Raw genomic sequence first — 21438 nt, forward strand, 5'->3', positions numbered from 1 at the left:
GAGAGGTGACGCTTTCAGCGTCATTCTGAATAATCATTTCCTAAAATAGGAGAAGGAAGTTTCTTATCCCGAACTCACACACTATTTTATAGTAACCACTTGCCGTTTATCAGAATAAACTTCGTCGTAGGCTTTTCTGACATCAAAATCTACATGTGATTTCGTAAAATCAGGCACGTTATAACTGAACAGCGACTCGTGATAGAACTTCTGCGGATTGCGCTGCGGCAGAAGGAACGGCTTGGTTGCGTTGCCATTGTCGTCGATGCACGCTATGTAGAGCAAACCGTAAAGCGTATCCTCGCGGCGGCTTGCCGTTACAAACCAATGTGAATTTGAGCTCCAGTTATGAAAACTCTCCGACTGCGGAGAATTGGCATTCTTCAGTTCTATGCTCTCGTTTGTTCTCATATCGAGCATCCACAAGTCAGCCTCGGCATGGTTTATCGGGAAGTTGCCGAAATCGCTAAGACAATACATCAGATACTTGCCGTCGTAGGAAGGGCGAGGAAAAGTTACGCTCTTGTTCATCTTCTCGGCATTTATCACCGTATCGACCTTGTTGCCAAAAACGCCTTTATCAGGGTCGAAACTTATTTTACACAAGTTGTATTTCGCCTTGTCATACTCGCGCGGCATATCATAAGCCTTAGACACGCAGAAATACATAGTCTTGCCGTCGGGCGAGAATACCGGATATGTCTCGAAACTCTCACTACCCTGCAACAGGGGCGACAAGATTAACTGGTTTGTCTCAACATCGAGCACAACAAGGTCCGAAGCCGTATCAAAGACCTCAATCATCGACTTATTTCCTGTAAAGAAACATTGATGAATCTTATTTACCGAGAAACAGCAATATCTGCCCGACGGATGCCAATAGCCATAAGAAGGATTGGCTATGGTCGAATCGGTCTTGGCATTATACCACACATGCTTTCCGCCTCGCTGAATAAGCGTGCAGCCATGCTTTCCCCTCAGATGAAAGAAGAACTGCTCTGGGTTTGTCTGATTGGCTGTGTGGCAACTCATACATTGCCCCTGAACGGCAGTATTCTCAATTATCGGCTCTTCGTCGAAGTTGTGAATATTGCGCTGATAGTTTCCGATTTTGCAATACACCTCATAGCCGGGGGCTATTTTCCGATATGTAAGTCCATAGTCATCAAGCGGATAATTGCTTACAAACATCTTAAAGTCGTTATATTGCGTCCATCTGCCGTTTCGTTTCATGCACACGGTAAAAGTCAGTTCGCCGCCTTTGTTCTGCTCGGTTATAGCGTGCCAGTCGTCTACATCAAAATCGGCATAGTCGCCGTTTGTATGCAGACTTCCGCCCTTGCTACCTGTCACAACCACATCAACGCACTCTACATCTGCATCGGCGCAATTGAAATTCATCGGGGCGATGCCTGCTGGAATAGTCACGCCAATATAATCGGGATAGATGTCGGGCTGTGCATCTACCAGCATAACGTCTTTCGGAGTAGACGAACACGCGACAACGAGCAGAAAAGCGAATATACAGGTTACAAAATTCTTCATAATCCAAAAAAGTCTTTAGTGTTTAAGAGTTGAAGCACCGCTCTCGGCATCTACGTTGTCTGCTGCCTGCTCCATCATCTTCATATAATAAGCCCAATATGTGTTTTGCAGATATGCGTTTGCGCCTGAATAATCGCCGTGCTGGGCCGTTACCCGGACAAAATTCTGCATATCCTGCACAACCTGTTGGCTAATAGGCACGGGAACGCCCTCGAAACTGCTATGGCTATTGCCCCAGAACATAGCGAATGCCTCCTGATAGTGTCGCGCCAAATAGCCGTTAAGGTCGTTTGCCAATCCCGGCAGATATCCGCAGAACTGCTGCAAGTCGCCCTTCAGCAACAGCGATGCCAAGAAATAATCGAGAGCCATGCGGTTATCGCGATCGTTCATATAGAGCAAGCCCAGCATCTTGTCGAGTTCGTTTATGTTATAGAAGAAATCGTCCTTATAGCGTTTTTTGCGCAGAACGCCCCACCTTGGATGCGAGTTTATCTTCTGCTCGTTGCCAAGATACGTTTCAGCCTCTTTTGCCCACGATGAGTAGAAAAGCGTCTGCTTCAGTCTGTCAATATGCTTGCGAGCCACATCGTACCTGCCGTTTACGATGTAAATCTCGACCATGCGTTTCGTAAACCGTCCGCTCTTGCGATTGTTGAACGTACATTCCTGAATGTCGAAACTAAAGCGTAATGCCGAGTTTACGAATCCAAGTTGATAGAACGCTTCGGAAGTAGAAACGCACGTCATATAATCGCGTACGAACGGCATTATAAGTCCGTTTGTACCGCATTGGTAGAAGGAGAACATTCTGTCGGCAAGCAGCCCTTTCTTTGCGAGAGCCAGATTGACCGTAACCGCGCTCGATGACTCACGCACCTGATATTTCTCAGCCCGACTTATTATCTCGTCCCATTTCTCTTGCCTCAGCAGATAGTTTTGCTCTACAAGTTCGTGCTCGTCTTTGTCATAGCCTTTTATTGCAGCAAAGCAGAACATTACGGCAACGGATATCAGCATAATGACAGAAGCCAATATGCCGTCCAGCCGCCTCCCTGCCAACCGTGCCAATAGCAGAATAGCCAGCAGAACAAGCGGAAGCGTGTATATTACCGATGGTACGCGCTGCATCATAGCCATTGGCACGCGATAGTAGTTTATGCCAAACCACACGTCGTACCAAACATACTGCTTCATACAGAAGTACGAGATGCAGAAAACCGTCAGCAGACTATAAACAACCATGAAAAACGCCCTTGCGCCCTTGCCAAACATTCCCTCGGAAGAAAGCAGTCTGTCGCACAAAACAACGGCAACAGAAAGAAACATCATCGGACCGATGCACCAATACAGAAAAGGAACAAACAGCACAAAGACTGAAATTTGCAGAAGCCTGCTATCCGTCTGCCATCGGATATAAAGCAAAGATACGGCTACGGCAATCAGCAAAGCAACAGGCAAAGACAGCATAACGCTAACATCACCCATAGCATACAGCAGATATGCGGCTGGAATGTACGATGCCATATATACAAAAAAGTCGTCATTCCCTGATATTCTTTTAAGCAAAAGCCATGTTGTATGCTGAAGCAGCACATACAAGGCTACCATAAATAATGCTCCCCAACGTGGATAGTAGAAGAACTGGATGATGAACTCGGCAACATAGTCTGCCACTCCACCAGCAACCGATACGCGTTCAACCAGATATCCGCAGTTAAAAAGAAACATCTGATATTGTTCCTGAAACGCCAAGTCTGCCGGATGGCATACTCCCCACCACAGGTACACGGCTATGGCGTACACAACCGTCATCAACAGTCTTGCATTTTTCTTGAAGAAAAGTTTTAAAGCAATCATTTACTTAGTAATTTTCAGAAAGGTTCAGCAAAGATAATACTAAAATTGAGAAATAGCAAACATGTAATAACAGACAAGCGATACCTTTCTCTGCCAAAGATGAAACAGGCAGAAGTACCGTTTGTCTGCCATTATTTATCTGTTTTTCAGAAAGTCATAGAATACTCCACTTTTCATGTTTTCGCGCATCTTGGCATTGTATTCCCTCAACTCTCGCTGTATCTCCTTTCCTTTGGTCATCAACAAGTTGCCGTTTCCGTCTTTGTGAGCCTGCGCGCGCAAAGCATTATATTCGCTGTTAAAACGCTCTATATGCTCTTTCCATACCTGAAGCGAATCATTCTGAGGCGTTCCGTGCGATGTACTGTTTGCGCCAATCTTAACGTACACGTCTCCCGGTTCAGACACGACAAGCAATTCCTGCGCTCCGTCGCGGAAATGATAGTCAACCCTTATCACCTTCATCTCGGTAGTGTCGGCTACAAACTCAAAACTGCCGTCTTTTATCACAACCGAGTCTACATGCTCTGAATCTTGCGGACCAAACATCGGAACAAGGAAAATCTGCTTTCCGTTCCATCTTGACGACTCCATCACACCGTGAATACGGCATAACTTCTTGTCGTTGCTCTGGCACGACATCATTATCGACAAGGAAGCAACACACAGCAACAAAAAAATCACTTTTTTTCTCATCATCACAAAAATAAAGAATAAAAGCCCCGTCTGCATCCTTTTTTCGACACAGACGGAGCATAATAGTTTTAAAGTTTATTACTTCTTTTTAAATGCCCACCATGTAGCCTCGGCCCATGCGCCTGTGCCCGGAGCAACATACACAAGTTTCAAGTGGTCGCCGTCGAGTTGAAGAATCTCAAATGACTTTGGCTTTTCACCACCACCGTTAATCTTGTATGGGAACAAGATTGAACCTGCGTCTGTTTCGAGAGTTCCAAGAGCCCAAGCAGGCTGTCCGCCATCGATAGATGAAATTGAACGCTTACCGTTCTTCCAGTTTGTGATAGCAAACTTACCGCCTCTGATCTTATTGCCAGAAGCATCGTAAGTAGAGATTGTGCTATTCTTCCAGTCGAAAGTCATATAAGCATTGCGATTTTCCTCACCACAAACAGGGTCACCGCCTGCATTTGCACGCTGATCGGCATCAGCAAGTTTTTCAGGGTTACCGCCCCACCATATACAACCGCCTGTTGCAGCAAATTCCTCACCAGAACAGCCGGCGTAACCAATGTTACCCCAACAGCCTTCGTCGGCACGGAACTCGGTATCCCAAGTCCAGTCTTTAGAACCAAAGTTTGTAAGCGAAGCCTCAGCATCGCCAACGCTCTTGAACGCCCACCATGTAGCCTCGGCCCATGAGCCTGTGCCCGGAGCAACATACACAAGTTTCAAGTGGTTTGCATCGAGCTGAAGGATTTCGAAGTCAGTTGGCTTCGCACCTTTGCCGTTAATCTTGAATGGGAACAGAATAGAACCTGCTGTTGTCTTGAATGTACCCAAAGACCATGCAGCCTGACTACCATCAATTGATGCATACTTGCGCTCGCCTGTATATCCCTGAACTTCGAATCTACCACTACGGATTTCTTTGCCCTTGGCATCGTATGTCAGAATCTTTCCGTCTTCGGTAAATACCATGTAAGCGTTACGGTCTTCCTCACCGGTAAGTTCTACCTGGTCGGCATTACCGCGCTGGTCGGCATCAGCAAGTGTCTCAGGCTTTGCGCCCCACCATATACAACTACCTGATGTAGCAAACTCCTCGCCCGAACAGCCTGCATAACCGATGTTACCCCAACAGCCTTCGTCGGCACGGAACTCGGTATCCCAAGTCCATATCTTTTCGCCGTATGCGTCACTTACAAGATAGCGCATCTCAGGAGTCAACTCAGCAGGGACATACACATTGGCACTTTTCTCTACCTGCGTTACAGAACCGTCCTGATTCTTAAGGCGAACGAAGAACTGAACATCCGAACTCTGTCCGCGCTTTGGCACAATCTTGAACGAGCCGTTTGTACCATAGCCGATGATTGTCTCCTCGCCATCAGCATTTACAGTAACAATCTGTACAGGCTCATTTGGATTTGTGGTATAAGTAAAGTAATTACCGTCAGCAGCCTGCTGAGTGTGCGCCTCGTCGCTGTACTGAACAAAGCTGAAGCCCTCAGACAAAGCACTTTCTGAATATGCAGCACTTGGTGAGCCCAAGTCAATTTCCGAAGGGTCGCAAGATGCCAGCATCATTGCTGCCAAAGGAATTGCTATATATATCTTTTTCATTGCTTTTCAATTAAAGTTCAACAATAATGATTACCACTTGGCATAAGTTGAAACAGACTCGTCCCAACCCGGATTCTGTGTGTATAAGCCTTCCAACAGAAGTAACTCTGATTCAGGAATCTTAGCAAAGCCGGCAGTTGCGTTATAACGCTCAGAGTAAGAATAAGACGTACGCGTGTTAGTAGTAGCAATACCACGGTTGTAAATCTTAGTACCCGTCTGCTTGTCGAGAGCCTTGGCTGCAATATGCCAGCGGCGGATGTCGTTCCATCTCACACCTTCGAATGCCAACTCCCATCTGCGCTCATTCTGGATAGCCTCAAGAGAGTAAGAAACAGCAGGAAGTCCGGCACGGGCACGCACCTTGTTCATACCATCGGCGTCTTCCTTAAGTTCAGACTGCATAAGAAGAACCTCGGCAAAACGCATCAAAACCAAATCGTGAATGTTGTTCAACTGCAAGTTCTCCTCGCCGGCTGTATCCCAACCACCCGGATACATAAGGTTCTCAAAGCAGACAGAGATTGTTCCGTCTTCTTTCTTTGCCTCGATTGGAGAGAGTTTCTTGTCGTAGTAGCCAGTCTCCTGCATAAAGTCGCCACCACCGCCAAATGCAAATCCTTCAAGGTTCTGCATATCCTGTATAGTTGCATTTCTACGCATATCTGTTGGCTCTGCATTTGTCCAGTCATCAACAAGGTTTGTTGCTACAGGACCAGCACCCCAGCCTGCTCCGAATGGGAACACGGCAGTACCGCGAACACCGAAGTGAAGGGCATATCCGTTAGCATAACCGATTGTTGTATTCCATGAAGCCTGTTTGTTGAACTTGATGGCAAACATACGCTCTGTCTGTGCAGCGTTGGCTGTACCATTCTCATCGTTCTCAACCCAAACCAAGTTCTGTCCCTTGGTATAAGCGTAGTCTTCAACAGTACATCTGTTTGTATAAGCCCAAAGTGTTCTGAAGTCCTTTACAAGGCTGTAGCCTGAATTGTTTACGCAGTCGTCGATACACTTTATTACATCCTCTTTTGTTAGAACCTTTTCGTTTGGAAGTGTTACAGATGTAAGCGGCTGATAATTTGTACTTGTAAGAGCAGCAAGATCCTCACCGTTACAGTACATTCCTGTGTAGTAAAGCCAAGCACGACCAAGCATACCTTCTGCACAATACTTGTCAACATGTCCGTCGGTTCTGCGCGTTGCAGGCATTATAGTTGCAGCCTCATAAAGGTCCTGCAAAATCTGTCCCCACACCTCAGAAGCCTTTGGCTGATCTGGAATAATAGAAATTCCAAACTCTGTCACCAATGGAACATTTCCGTACATTGAAGCCAACTCATAGTAGTAGTATGCACGAAGGAACAAAGCCTCGCCCTTTGTCTGAGGGTCGGCACTCTCGCCTTGTTTTTCGAGTGCATCAAGCAATGCATTTGCACGAGCGACTCCAACATATCGGTCTTTCCAGAACTGTCTTGTCATGTCGGCAGTCGAATTAAGAAGAAGGTCTTCTGCCTGCATCAGGATATCGTTTTCACCGCCACCGCCGTAAGCATCGTCGCAAGCCAATGTTGCATAGTAGAAGTACGAACACTGTGGGTTGGCATTAACCACATTCAGGTTCTGATATATGGCAGCAAGAGCCTGAATCTGATCCTTCTCTGTTACAGGGAAATTTGACTGACTTTTACTTACAGGGTCTACTGCATCGAGCGTACATGAAGAAAGTCCTCCAACCATCAATGCAGCACCTAAAAAATATTTTATAGCATTCATTGTATAAGCAGTTTTAGAATTTAACATTAACACCAAACAAGAATGTTCTTGGACTTGGATAGTTACTGATATCAACACCTGTTACCCAAGATTCCGTTGCGATTGATGAACCCTGCTCAGGATCCATACCGTCGTATCCTGTAATTGTCAACAGGTTCTGTGCTTGGAAGTACAGACGCAACTTCTGGAATGGGCATGACTTCCAAATCTTCTTGAAGTCGTAACCTACTGTAAGCGACTGAATACGGAAGTAGTCGGCATCATCAACATAAATATCAGAAACCTGAATCATGTTGACATTTGTACCGGCAGTAAGGATTGGATAACGTCCGTTACCTGTACCCTCGCCGTTCCAATAATTGTAAACATTTGTAGACCAGTTGTCGTACTGGCTATCACCAAAACGACGGTAAGAGTGTGCAACCTGCATACCAAATGCACCGTAACCAGAGACAGAGAAGTCGAATCCCTTATAGTCGAATCCAAGATTCAAGCCCATTGTTACAGTTGGATGAGGATTACCGATATTTGTCTTATCCTTATCGTTAATAAATCCATCGCCGTTTGTATCAACAAACTTCAAGTCACCAGCCTTGATGTTTGAACCCTGAAGAGAATGACTTGCATCGCCACCACAGTTTGCAGCGAGATAATTCTGCAAATCAGCATCATTCTGTATTACACCAGCAGTCTTATAGCCATAGAAATAGCCCAAAGGCTCTCCCTCCTGCATACGCGCCATGATTGTAGTACCCTGTGAGAGCAAAGCATTACCGCCCTCAACATAACCCATACTGTTGTTTACCTCAGTTACCTCATTCTTGTTTGTTGCAATATTCCAGCCTACGTTGTAGTTGAAATCAGAGCCAATCTTATCGTTCCAAGAAAGAGCAAGTTCTATACCAGAGTTCTTAACTGTTCCGGTATTCTGCCACTGATATGGTGCACCAAGAATTGGAGTAATGGGTCTATCCAAAAGCAATTTCTCAGTTTTTTTCTGATAATAGTCGAAGTTTACGTTCAGTCTGTTGTCCAAGAAACGGGCATCAAAGCCCAAGTCTAGCTGCTCAGAATGTTCCCATGTGATTACTTCATTTGGCAAATGGTCACCTGGGTAACCGCCGGCAGTACCAGCCTCCTTATCACTATTAAATGAATAATTTCCGTAAGCTCCGAATAAATATGTTGCTGTATACATGAAAGGAGAAATATTCTCATTACCATTCTGACCCCACGAAGCACGAATCTTCAAGAAATCGAGATAGTTCTTAGTGCTTTCCATAAATTCCTCGTTAGAAAGTACCCAACCAGCAGAGAATGAAGGGAAGTAACCCCAACGATGACCGTCAGCAAAGTTAGAAGAACCATCAGCACGGAAGATTGCACTAAACATATATGTCTCCTTATAATCATAGTTCAAACGACCGAAATAAGACAAGATAGAGTGATCTCCCCATGGCGAGTTGTTGCCTTCGGTAAGAGTTGTATTTCCGGTACGGCCTTCGAAATTTGCAGGATAAGCATTCTCCCAACTATTCTCAAACATATTGTTTGCAACCTGAATTCCAAGGCTTTCACCCATACCGTTACCCTCACGAGAGTACTCAGTACCGACAAGAACATCGAAATGATGTTCTGATACGTCGAACTTATAGTTCAAGGTATGAGTTGTACCCCAATTCCAGCCCATAGACATGTTTTCACTCAACACATCGTTTGTCTTCTGGGCGTTAGTATTATTGAAGTACTTGGTATCATAGCCCTTCCACAAACTTGAAGAGTTCTTGTAATAAACAAGTCCTTTATATGTCAGTCCCTTGATTGGAGAGATTGTGATATATCCTGTTGCATTAAAATTCAGATTACGGCTCTTGTTCATCGCATTCTGCGAATTAAGAATCTGGTTCAGAGGGTTACCAAAATACTGGTTCAAGCCAATCAAATCCCAGCCGTTGCTTGTAGCATCGTCTCCGGTAAACAGGCTTCCGTCGGAATTATATGCAGGGATGATAGGTGCAGTATGCAACATTGTATAGATTGCATTAGCATACATATTACCAATCTGGATACCTCTGTTGGTTGTGTGCTGGAAATATATATTCTCGCCAAGAGTCAAGACGTCTCTATCTCCCGAACGCCACAAAACGTGGTCGGAGTTCAGACGGATAGTGAAACGAGAATAATCAGACGGAGCAAGTTTGCCACCAATGATACCGTCCTGATACTGATAGCCTACACCAGCACCAAACTTAGAATAGTTTGAACCGCCTGATAATGTCAAGGCATGACTTGTAGTTACCGCATTCTTGTTGCGCAGCATTTCAAGCCAGTTTGTACCCTCGTCTGTGCCGTTCTGATAAGCAGCCAATTTATCTGCTGGAATATACTTAGACCAGTCGTGAGCCTCCTTGCCGTCGTTCATTCTGGTCAAGTCCATAACTTCCATATACTGCTTGGCATTGAGTTGTTTTGGTATCTTAACCATGTTCTGCCAGCCAATGCTTCCGTCATAACTTACAGAAACCTTGCCCGACTTACCTTGTTTTGTAGTAACCAAGATAACGCCGTTGGCTGCTCGCGCACCATAGATGGCACAAGAAGCGGCATCCTTCAGTACATCAACGCTCTCAATATCGGCAGGGTTCAAAGAGTTGATATCACCTGCAACACCGTCAATAACATACAATGGAGTGGTATTTCCGTTTGTACCCGCACCACGAATGTTAACGTTGAATCCTGCACCCGGCTTACCAGATGTCTGTACGATGTTAACACCCGGGCTCTGGTTCTGCAATGCACTCAGAGGGCTCACGGTGTTTCGGTTAGCAATTTCATCTCCCTTCACCTGAACAGTTGCGCCAGTTACGAGTTTCTTCTTCTGAACACCGTAACCAACTACCACAACTTCTTCGAGGCTCTTAGAGTCCTCTGCTAACTGAATTTTCAAATTGTCGCCGGTAACTTTCACTTCCTGCTGAAGATAGCCAATGTAAGAGACAACAAGTGTTGCTCCCTTTGGCACTTCAATAGTAAAGTGTCCGTCAAAATCTGTAATTGTACCATTCTGTGTACCTTTTACCAGCACGTTTGCGCCGATAATCGGGTCACCACTCTGATCAACTACAGTACCCACGACTTTCTGTGTCGGTGCGCTTGCTTCAACAGGTACTGAAGCATTAGAGGCGAATACTTGCACAGGAGTACCGCCCAGCAAGAAGGCAATACATGCTCCTGCCATTAGCGCTTGTTTTCTAGTAATTAAATCCATATCTACTGTACTAAATTAAAGGTTTATAACCTTTTTTGTTAATCTCTGGTTTGTTAAATTAATGGCTATTCTCTTTTACTTCTATTACAAAAATATACATTAAGTACATACAACAATAATACTATTTTTTCGTTTTTTTAAACTATTTTATCATTAAGAATATTTAACATTTGCAACTTTTGCATAATGTAAAGTTCAGTTAGCAAAAAACGAACGTTAATTTCTACAAATCCATCTGTTTCCACATCCATTCATTCCATTCATCATACTGCTCCTGATACCAATAATGACCAGTCTGCAAATAAGGTTTGAACTCTTTAGGGGCAGAAACGGTATTATATGCTGCATACATAGATGTTGGCGCAACAACATCATCATTATAGCCAAACGAGAACCATCCCGGCACTTTTATTCTGCGAACAAAGTTTATTCCGTCGTAATAACGGCTTACAGTCACTTTCTTGTCATCGGCCTTCTTTCCGTAAAAATAATGTGGCCAACCGCATGGCTGCTTCTTCAACGATGCAGTATGGTCGCACATTGCCGGATGGACAACGGCATAGAATGTAACTCTACTGTCGAGGGCCGCCGTAACGAAAGACAACATACCGCCCTGACTCGAACCAGACACGCCGAGTTGCTTGCCATTGAACTGAGGCAGAGAGCAGATAAAATCGACTGCCCTTACTGCACCGACAAAGACTCTTTTGTAATAGAAGGCATCGCGATCGTCGCTGTTGCTCTCCCAATAGTTATACAAAGCACCATTGAAAAGTTTATCGTAATAGTCTTGCGTATAAGTAACAGGTATGCCGTGGATTCCAATCTCTAATGTTATTGCACCCTTCTCGGCAGTCTGCACATCGCCGTAATATGGCCTGATTCCTGCTCCCGGCACTCTGAGCAACGCCGGATATTTGCCTTCAGCCTTCGGCACGCACAAGATTCCGTACGTTCTGCTGCCCCATCGGATATTATGGAAACTTACCTGATAGACGTTTACCTTTTCTGTGCAACGTTCTGGCAGCAGCACCATCGTAGGCTCAAGCGGAGTATTTCGGGCTTCCTTCAGCGAATTAGTCCAGAAGGTATCAAAATCCGATGGCATCTCGGCGCAAGGCTTTATGTTCTCGGGGCTATATGCTACGGTAGCCATTCCATCGTAATTTCTTCCGTTAACCTTTGCCGTCACCTTCACGCGATAGAATCCGGGCTTGGAAAGCTTGCCTCTCAATACCAGTTTTCCATCTTTCAACGTGACATTATTTTTCGTAACTTCGGGATACATTTCCTCGCCCTGCTCATAGTCTATCACAGCACCCTTCAGCAGGCATTGCGCCTTGTAAACCTGTATTGTAAACGTAGCGGTTTCACCAGTTTTATAAGTCCAGTTATCACGGTCAGGAGTAACCATTACGCTAATTTCCTTGCCTCTTATCTGTGCACATATATATAAGGTGCAAATAAAAGCCATGAGTAAGGACAAAATAAGTCTTTTCATATTATCAATCATAGTTTTGTATTTGTTATAACGCAAAGGTAGAACAAAAAGATCTGGTAGCATTGTACTATTTTATCTAATCATTGCACAAATAAACTAAAGAAGCGAATCTGTTTTCACAAACAAATTCGCTTCGCCTTATTCTATTTTAAATCTCAAGTAACAAATTTTCTTTTTTCTCAGAATCGGCATCCGTAAACCTTCGTGGTTTTAACAGAACCGTCTGAGTACGTTTTCTTCACCAAAGTTACACCTTCTGGTGAAGGAACTTCAAGTTTCTGTCCCTTTACAGAATAGAACTCTGTTGATACAACCTCAAGGTCGTCTGCCTCAAGTTCATCAACTCCCTGATAGCCAGTACTTGACAAGACACAATATGCATCCACAACTGTGATACCAGTACCCTTCAAGTGCTTCATCAACTTAATCCACTGAATGCTTGAACGCTGAACCTGAGTAATCTTTGTACCGGCTGAGTTCTTTGCATTTGCAACATCAAGAACAACTACCTGACCATTTCTGACTGTAGATTCAGTTGACCAGAAGTCTGTCATTGTTGCACTTGGTGCAATACTCAGTCTGATATAGTCGTCTGAGCCAAGGCTCAAAGCATTCTTAAACTTAACCACTACATAGTCTACTGAATAGAACACATTTGACGAAGTGGAATTTGTAACCTTCATGAAATTACGCTTTGTAGGGTAATTCCACAAGAAGAAGCGATCGTTGAAGTTGAAATCGCAAACCACAGTCTGTGAAGTTGAATTCGGAACAGTATATGTTGCAGTTGTCATTGTCTGTGCAGACAAATCATAAAGTTCGGTGAGAGAACATTCGCCTGCTTCGCCCGGAGTAGTCCAAGAAGTACCTATGCCTGCATCTGTAACCTGCCCGCCAGCAACAGTAAATGTCTGATTTGACAACAAGAACGGTGCCTTGATTTTTACTGCACTTGCAGCAGCCTCAGCCTTAATCTTCACACTTTCAAGATATGCACGGTCGTTAGAGGTAATGCGCACAACACCTGTTGTCTTTCCCTTTGAAATCCAGCATGTATCGCTACTAGTCTTTGAACCATTCTTATAATTAAGCGAAACAATGTACTTTGTTGTTGCTGCTGCATCCAACGTAACAACAAAAGCCTTGAATGCAGAAATATCATGAGGCACGCCCCATCCAACCTCCTGACCAGCAGCAAAGGTTGCTGTAACTGTACCTGTACTTCCCGAAGGAGCAGCAGAAATTGTTGCTGTTGACGCATCTGGATATGCATTTCCTATAGAGAAGTATGACAAGATACCTTTCACATTAGAACTAACCTTTCTCTTAACGAACATTACGGTAGGAGCCTTCAAAGTAACCTTTGAGGAGCCAGTATTCTTCAGTCCAATCTTGCCAACTACACCATTAGCAGCTGCAACAGATACGTCGAACTTGCTTACAGTAGAAGGCATGGTAACTGTATTCACAACCTGATTAGACTTGTTGTAAACGATAATCTGCAAGCCAGAGACCTTAGCCGACAGATTGAACTTAAAGCCAGAATACTCTGTTGAACTCTGTGTCGGTTTAAAATACGCCTCCTTTCCTGCATCGATATCGCAAGACGAAGAAGTATATACACTATTAGCAGGGCTATATAAACTCGTATAGTTATAGTTCTGAGCAAAAACCGTTGCGCAGAATATAAGCATCGCCAATGTGAAAAGTATTTTTTTCATCTCAACCTTACTTTAGATTTACAATAGAATTACACCGGCAAAAATAAGTATTTTTTTTATACCATCAAATAAAAACGGAATTATTTTAGTTTGTTAAGATAAATTTTAACATTTTAACATTTTTTAAGAGTTCAAATAGAGCAAAAAAGCGTTTTTTTGTTGTTTCGAGATTGCAAATGGCGCATCTATTATATACAATAAGGTGTGAACCGATTTCAACAAAATAACCCTGTTTTACAAGTATATAGCATTTTGGACTTTCAGTTTAAGTAGTGTGCTAAATTACGTTTTACGACAATTCAACAAGTAAAATCGAAGCAAAAAAGCTTTTTCTGTGAATAGATAGTCCTAAAAAGCAAAACCGCAAGAAAGTTTACTCAACATTCTTGCGGAAACTAGTTCATTTATGATTTTTTGGCTATTATTAAAATCTATAACCCACTTAAAACCAAAAGCTCTTAATTTTATTTAAGGCTTATAAAATTTAGATAAACAGTAATTTTTTACACCATGACCTTGCTCCACGCAAAGCCTTTGAGTTTTGATAATAGTAAACTGTAAATTTAGAATCAATATGAGAATTCAAAATAACAGCACAAAATTATATCTCACGATAATTATTAACTTCAAATGTAATGATATTAGAATATGCTTTCCCTATTTTTTTATTTAATTACTTCTTATTTCCGATACAAAACTATAAAATATTTTTCAAAATCCACTTAAAATATGTTACAAATAATTCGCATTATTTTTCATTTTTCTTCTATATTTTATAAATATTTATTTTTCAACAACTTACAAAAATAATATTTTATCTGCTTTATCAATAAAAAGTTAACAAAACACACACATGTTAACAAACCATACATATCGAAAAAAGCATTTATAAAAGATTACAGCATGTATACTTACTTGCCAAATCATGGAAAAAGATACAGTTTTCTTCATCATAAAATGACATTTCAGAAAGATGAAGAAGGCATAACAGTTCAAAAATAACGAAGTTTCAGTATGATCCGCGGACAGAAATTACACTACCATCGACTTTAAAAGCTGTCGCCCATATTGAGTCAGTCGGGGCACTCTTTCAGAGTGCTTGCCGTAATTTGCGTCTTAGACCGTAGGTCGTTTCGACCTACGGTTATTGAGCGGAGACGCTTTCAGCGTCTGCAATGCTTCACAAATTGTAGTTTTTTAAGCATAAATGTATATACCCAACACTTCTTGCGCCACACAGTCAAATTTGCAAATTCCCACTCTGGTTCTGCCGAATTTGCAATTCGCATTGTCGCAAAGCGACAAAATATCGCATCAAAAACAGACGCTTTTCAGCGGTGGGAATTCTTGCGCCCCTTCGGTAGCAAGCGACCATAGGTCGAGCGACAAATTCCCTATTCTTTTCAAAGTCGAATTCTTGCGTCCCTTTGGTAGCAAGCGAACAGAGTTCGAGCGGCAAATTCGACTTAACAGAGCGGTTCTGCCGAATTTGTGATTCGGCAGGACTAAGTACTAAGTGACATGAATTGCCTACAAGTATGCAGAAGAAAGCAATTCTGAATTATGAATTATGAATTGTCAATTGTCAATTGTGAATTGCAAACTCATCTTCCAAACCTGTTAACCATGTCAGAAATTATCTGCAACGTAGTATAATCCGATGCAAAGACAGAGTTCAAGCCCTGCTGTTCCTGAGCCGGGTCGCCAGTATAGTCATCGCCCACCTTCCAGTTTGTGTGCTGCGGATTGGCAAATCCGCCCCAAGCCCAAAAGTTACAGCCGGCAAAAAGTCCCTTGTTCTGACTATCCTCGACAATCAGACCGAAGACATACTTATAGAAGCCATCGCGCGCCTTTGTCGAAGCATTCTTGTCGAAACGGAAGCCATCGCGAGGATAGCCAAACTCCTCCATCACAAGCGGCTTCTGCAACTTCTTTGCCAGAACAAGATGCTTGTCTATATACTCCTTAGCCTTCTTGCAACTGTTGTCGAGATCCTCGAGAAGGGTTTTCTCGTGCGCCCACCCCCAGTTGTAGGGCCACAGATGACAATTTATGTAGTCGATATTCTTGTCGGCATGGATTTTTTCGAGAAGAGCGGCATCATACTCGCAACCGTGAAGACCTTCGCTGCCTGTCGAAACCATGTGGTTGGCGTCCATGCCTTTTATAAGAGCCGAAGTCTCCGCCATCCATTTGGCAAAGGCTGTCTTAACCTTGGCATCCTCGCTGAAGGCGCGAGGCTCGTTGCCAATCTGCCACGACATGATTGTAGGGTCGTCAACATATTTCCTGCCGTTATAGCGGTTTGTTCTGCCAACGATAAACTTCACATAATCATAGAATATCTGATGTGCTTTCTTGCTCTGGGCAAATTTCTTGACGAAATCCATATACGCAGGCCAGCCGTCAACCGAAGGAAGCGGCGCTTTGCCCTCGCCTGCCTGCTCAAGATAGAAGCCATAGCCGCCGCTCCATTCCCACGAGTTGTTGAGGTAGAGGACAGCAACCATATCGCGCTTGTGCATCTCGTCGAGAAGGAAGTCGAGACCGGCAAGAATAGTATCGTTATACTCACCCGCAGCCGTCTGCAACGTTGGCTCAACCTTCGACGGAACATTCCGGCAGCCGTCTGCCCCGACCAGAACGCGAAGGTTGTTTATGCCCTTGCTCTTCATAAAGTCGAGTTCCTGACACAGACGCAAGCGATTGCCGCCCTGCCCTTCTGAACCAAGAATTGCTCCAAACCAGAAATTTGTGCCTACATAATAATAAGGTTTGTCGTTTCTTAGAAACTGACCGTCCTTAACACGTACAAACGGATTTGTCTGTGCAGATGAAGGCAAAGCCATCAATAGGAGTCCCAACAGGAATCCCACAAAGCATGTGTTCTTCATACAATTTTCGAATTCTTAAATTTTAGTTTTTGTTTTGTTTTTCTTATGGTATTGCTCGCGGAATTCCTTCGGCGAACATTTTTTCTTCTTACGGAAAATCCTGTTGAAGTTAGAGAGGTTATTGAATCCAGAGCCGTAGCACACCTCGGCAATGGAGTCGGTTGAATCGACAAGCATTCGCGAAGCATGTCCGAGCCTTATGTCGATGATGTATTCTGACACATTGCGCCCCGTGCGGAGTTTGAAGAAACGGCTGAAACTGACTGGAGTCATATTAACCATGCTGGCAAGAACAGGCAGACGGAGTTCTTCCTTGAAGTGAGAATCGATATACGACTGAACTTTCAGAATACGCCGGCTGTCCGACTTGGCATCTACGTTGGCAAACGATGGCGACGCGAGTTGATAAGCATCATCGCTCTGCGACATGATGTAAAGCACCTCGAGGAACTTGAGGAGAGCGCGGAACTGGTCGGTCTCGTTAACCACATCTTCGAGAAGCGGATAGACGCGCTTCACCGTCGGCTCTTTGAAAGCCAAGCCTACACGGGCATCGATAATCATCTGCCTTATGGAGTCGAACTGATTGCGCAGGAAGAAATCGTCCTTCTCGAAATCCCAGTTAAACTGAATGGTTATTTCTTCCATATCCTTGCCCTTACATTCGTACTGTTCCCAAGCATGTTCAAGGTTTGCGCCTGTTATGAGCACAAGGTCATAGTTGCCAATAACCTCCGAACTGTCGCCTACTATGCGCTTAACGCCGCGTGCATTCACAATAAGGTTCAACTCGAACTCTACGTGGCTGTGTATTGGATAAGTGAAATAGTCTTTCACTCTCTTTGCAATATACAGACATTCACGGTTTGCGAGCGGGGTTATTTCTTGTATTATGTTATTCTGTCGTGATTTCATATCAGTAGCCTTTGTCAAATTCAGTTATTCGCTTGCAAATATAACATTTTTCTTCATTCCCAATGTTAAAAAAGTATCTATTTTTTCATTCATTTTTTTGTAGATAGGCAGCGAAACAAACTGAGTATTCTTTCGGAGCATGGTGTCTACGCTTCCAAGGCTGCGCTCGTAGCATGTAAGTTCGTTGTACTTCTGCTTGTCGTGACCGCTCGACTGACGAATCTCGTTCTCACGCTCGCGGCGCAGCATGGCACAAACAGGTTCGAGAATCTTTATGACAACGTTGTTCATAAGGAAATGTCCCTGAATAAAGAGATATGTGTTTTCGGGATGAACGCCGAGTTTCTCCAGTTCTTCCTTCAGCGGAACAAAGTCGTGGCGCGCATTTGGATAATGTTTCTGCATGAAAGCCACCTTTTTGTTTACGCGATGGCGAAGTCGCTCGATGCACTTTTCGGGACTGTACATATTGAAGCCGTCAATGCGTACCTCGTCGCAAAAGTCCATCAGCGGAAACTCCTTGTATCTGTTTGAACGGTAAATCCATACCGACCAGATGAACAGCGGATAGATTATCTGCGAATAAATCTTCATGAACTCTACGAAGTTGAAAACCTCGTGGTCGTTGAGCGTTACCATTACGCACACGTCGTGAAGGCTCTCAGCACAGCACTGGTAATTCTCGATGGCATAGACATAGGTGTGAAAGACGTATGGCGACTCGAGAATCATGCGCGATGTAGGGGTGCGTCCCTGAAGCATGTAGTCGTAGTCGGCATCTACGCAGGCAACCATGTTCTCGCCCAACTGACTCTCGCCCAGAACATTCATCAAGGCTGCCTTCTTGCCACGCTGCAACGATGTTTTCGAAGGCAGCATCACCTCGAAATAATATTCGTCGGTTTCGTGCGCCTTCAGCACCGTTCGCCAAAACAATATATCATCATAACTCTCTACATACGCCACAATCTTACGCCTCGTCTTGTTTGACCTCAACTTGTTTGCCGCGCCGATGTAAAGTGAACTAAGGTTATCAGTCAGTCGTTTTCCCATAACTTAAATGTCTTGTGTTATGTCGCTCACCTCGGTGACGGCATCAATCCAGCCATTCATTATTACCGCAGGCGAATGGGTGGTAAGAATAATCTGCACATTAGGGTTCAGCTTGCGGATGAGTGAGATGAGTTGCTGCTGCCACTCTACATGAAGGCTCACCTCGGGCTCGTCCATGAAGAGGACGCACCGCTGCTGGTCCTGAATGAGCACGGTAAGGAGAATGACAAGTATCTGCTTCTCGCCGCTCGACAGTTTATAGGGCGATATCAGTTCCTTGCCGTACAGGAAGGTTATCTCGTTTGTCTTTCGGTTTATCTTCTTGCGCGTATCCTTGAACAACTCGTCTATCATATCCTGAAACATGCGTTTAGGCACAGACAGGCTCGAAGCCTTAGCCTGCTCCTCTGGGTCGTCGGACGACAGCATGTCTATCATCTTGTTTCCGATGTTTACCTGATAGTCGAGATAGCGACGCTGAAGGTTGTACAACTGCCAGTCGAGTTCAGTATGCACCTTGCGGTCAATCATCTTCTCGAGCAGTTCGAAGTGTATGAGCGGACGGTCGAAACTGCGTATCACATCGTAGCGGATAGACGTGGCGTTCTCGGGATAGAACGTGAGGTGTACCGCCGGATGCTGCGGCATCGGCAGTTCGCCGTTCATCTCGGACAGAGAACTGACAGAGGTGTTAAGAATGGTACTCTTGCCAATACCATTCACGCCACTCAGGATATTTACATCGGGACGCAGTTTCCAAACAATATGCTTGAGTCCCCACATCGAATAGATTTCGATTTGCTGAATATATTCAGCCTGTACCTTCTCCATTGTACTTTAATTTAGGATTTATTGCAAATATATATTATATTTCCGTAACTTTGCAAAAAAATTGAGAAAAATGGATAATTCGGAAAAAGATTGGAGAGGTCATGCCTGCATGTTGATGGCAGGCATTATTTGGGGCTTGATGGCGCCGATAGGTAAGGCAGCCATGGCAAACGGGATAACAGGCCTTGACATGGTTCTTTTCAGAACGGCAGGAGCAGCCGTATGCTTTTGGATAACATCGCTGTTTGTACAAAGAGAAAAGGTTGAGCGACGCGACATGATTATGTTCTTCTTCGCCGCCATGCTGAGCATTGTATGCAACCAATGCTGCTTCATCGTGGGACTGTCGAAGACATCGCCTATAAATGCGAGCATCGTTACTACGACGATGCCTATCTTCACGCTCATACTGTCGGCTATCTTCATGAAAGAGCCTATCACGGGCAAGAAGATTCTTGGCGTGGGACTTGGCGTGGTTGGCGCGCTCATTCTCATCATCGGAAGCAGCAGCGCAACAAGCAGCGACGGTAACCTTACGGGCGACATACTCTGCCTTCTGGCACAACTGAGTTTTGCAAGTTATCTGGCTATATTCAGAAAACTGATAAGCAAATACACGGTCATAACCTGCATGAAGTGGATGTTCCTTTATGCCACAATCGTTGCGCTGCCGATATCATACGGCAACATCTCGCAACTCGACTGGGCAAGCATCGGCATCGCCACATGGGCCGAATGTTTCTACGTTGTGTTTGCAGCCACGTTCATCTCGTACATACTTATGATGAAGGGACAGAAATCGCTCCGCCCTACCGTTGTGAGCATGTACAATTACGTTCAGCCAACAGTTTCGTGCATTGTCAGCGCAGCCGTTGGACTTGGAATATTTGGCTGGAGTCAGGCTATAGCAATCGTTGCGGTATTCTCGGGTGTATGGCTCGTTACTCAGAGCAAATCAAGACAACAGATTGAGGAAGAAAGGAAGAAGAAGTAAAAAACTTCTTCCTTAACCGTTATTCTGATTGCTGCGACTATGCACGATATGCTTCAGTTTAAGGGCATGCATTATCTTATGCTCGTGCTCGTGAGCCTCAGCCTTGCCGTGAGCCAACTTGTAGACTCTGAATGGCGAAGTGAAATATCTAAGTCCGATAATGCAGTAATCCCACTTGTGCTTAGATGTCCAGAATGAATGACTGTGATTCTGTTTTGAACTCATAATACTTGTTTTAAAGCTTGAATTTTATGCAAAAATAGCATTTTAAACATTCTGCACAAACTTTTTTTGTACTTTTCCATACACTTTACTGACAAAAAGCAGAAAAGAGCACATTTTACAGCGGTTCGCGCCATAAAATGTGCTCTTCGTCTATTTAATTCTGAATTCACAATTCACAATTTACAATTCAGAATTCACAATTCAGAATTCATAATTGACAATGGACAATTTACAATTATCTGTTCGGGATTATCAACTTTCTTCTCTTCTCCCAGATTGTTTTACATCCTCGATTTTCAACTTTCCCATAACCTATATTGGACGAACCTTTCGTCTTGCTATCCCCTTGCTATCCCCTTACTACCCCCTTACTATCGACTTACTTCACTTCACCATAATCTACCCATCACCTAATCTAGCTTACCCTACATATAGCTAACATATAGTTTACATATAGCTAAAATATAGATAACATATAGCCAACATATAGCTTACATATACCCTGCGTATACCTTGGACGTTCCTTGGACGTTCCTTGGACGTTC

14 protein-coding genes are annotated in these 21438 nt (G+C 44.0%); 1 reads left to right on the forward strand and 13 read right to left on the reverse strand.

Going from position 1 to position 21438, the window contains the following annotated elements; all coding sequences use genetic code 11:
• Positions 1 to 81 precede the first annotated feature (81 nt).
• The 12 genes from T538_RS0115855 to T538_RS0115910 form a co-directional block, all read right to left on the reverse strand.
• Entirely contained in the window at positions 82 to 1545 is a 1464-nt protein-coding gene (locus T538_RS0115855) for a TolB family protein (protein ID WP_031535633.1), read from the reverse strand.
• Between the two features lie 15 nt (positions 1546 to 1560).
• Positions 1561 to 3405: a DUF6057 family protein gene (locus tag T538_RS0115860; RefSeq protein ID WP_031535634.1), complete on the reverse strand. Its 1845-nt coding sequence runs from the start codon at positions 3403 to 3405 to the stop codon at positions 1561 to 1563.
• Between the two features lie 135 nt (positions 3406 to 3540).
• Positions 3541 to 4089 carry a DUF4369 domain-containing protein gene (locus tag T538_RS17405; RefSeq protein ID WP_197025809.1) on the reverse strand — a complete coding sequence of 183 codons (549 nt, stop codon included), beginning with the start codon at positions 4087 to 4089 and terminating at the stop codon, positions 3541 to 3543.
• Between the two features lie 90 nt (positions 4090 to 4179).
• On the reverse strand, positions 4180 to 5709 hold the full coding sequence (locus tag T538_RS0115870) for a hypothetical protein (RefSeq protein WP_031535636.1): 1530 nt from the start codon (positions 5707 to 5709) through the stop codon (positions 4180 to 4182).
• 30 nt (positions 5710 to 5739) lie between these two features.
• Positions 5740 to 7488 (reverse strand): RagB/SusD family nutrient uptake outer membrane protein, encoded by a 1749-nt coding sequence (locus T538_RS0115875; RefSeq protein WP_031535637.1) that lies wholly within the window; start codon positions 7486 to 7488, stop codon positions 5740 to 5742.
• Positions 7489 to 7501: 13 nt separating this feature from the next.
• Positions 7502 to 10756: a SusC/RagA family TonB-linked outer membrane protein gene (locus T538_RS0115880; RefSeq protein WP_031535639.1), complete on the reverse strand. Its 3255-nt coding sequence runs from the start codon at positions 10754 to 10756 to the stop codon at positions 7502 to 7504.
• A 223-nt stretch (positions 10757 to 10979) separates the two neighbouring features.
• Positions 10980 to 12257: an acetylxylan esterase gene (locus tag T538_RS0115885; protein WP_031535641.1), complete on the reverse strand. Its 1278-nt coding sequence runs from the start codon at positions 12255 to 12257 to the stop codon at positions 10980 to 10982.
• A 179-nt stretch (positions 12258 to 12436) separates the two neighbouring features.
• The gene (locus T538_RS0115890) at positions 12437 to 13978 is read right to left on the reverse strand and encodes a hypothetical protein (RefSeq protein WP_155993320.1); all 1542 of its coding nucleotides are present in this window, start codon (positions 13976 to 13978) and stop codon (positions 12437 to 12439) included.
• A gap of 1604 nt (positions 13979 to 15582) precedes the next feature.
• Entirely contained in the window at positions 15583 to 16875 is a 1293-nt protein-coding gene (locus T538_RS0115895; RefSeq protein WP_051656189.1) for a glycoside hydrolase 5 family protein, read from the reverse strand.
• A 15-nt stretch (positions 16876 to 16890) separates the two neighbouring features.
• Positions 16891 to 17790, reverse strand: coding sequence for an AraC family transcriptional regulator (locus tag T538_RS0115900; protein ID WP_031535649.1), 900 nt, complete (start codon positions 17788 to 17790; stop codon positions 16891 to 16893).
• Positions 17791 to 17814: 24 nt separating this feature from the next.
• Positions 17815 to 18843 (reverse strand): DUF4435 domain-containing protein, encoded by a 1029-nt coding sequence (locus tag T538_RS0115905; protein WP_031535651.1) that lies wholly within the window; start codon positions 18841 to 18843, stop codon positions 17815 to 17817.
• Positions 18844 to 18846: 3 nt separating this feature from the next.
• Entirely contained in the window at positions 18847 to 19674 is an 828-nt protein-coding gene (locus tag T538_RS0115910) for an AAA family ATPase (RefSeq protein WP_031535652.1), read from the reverse strand.
• A 70-nt stretch (positions 19675 to 19744) separates the two neighbouring features.
• On the opposite strand from T538_RS0115910, the gene T538_RS0115915 reads away from it, so the two are divergent.
• On the forward strand, positions 19745 to 20668 hold the full coding sequence (locus T538_RS0115915) for a DMT family transporter (protein WP_031535654.1): 924 nt from the start codon (positions 19745 to 19747) through the stop codon (positions 20666 to 20668).
• 12 nt (positions 20669 to 20680) lie between these two features.
• On the opposite strand, the gene T538_RS0115920 is transcribed toward T538_RS0115915, so the two are convergent.
• Positions 20681 to 20893 carry a hypothetical protein gene (locus tag T538_RS0115920; protein ID WP_031535656.1) on the reverse strand — a complete coding sequence of 71 codons (213 nt, stop codon included), beginning with the start codon at positions 20891 to 20893 and terminating at the stop codon, positions 20681 to 20683.
• Positions 20894 to 21438: the final 545 nt, after the last annotated feature.

The organism is Bacteroides sp. Ga6A2, from assembly GCF_000702225.1.
Classification (GTDB): Bacteria; Bacteroidota; Bacteroidia; order Bacteroidales; family Bacteroidaceae; genus Ga6A1.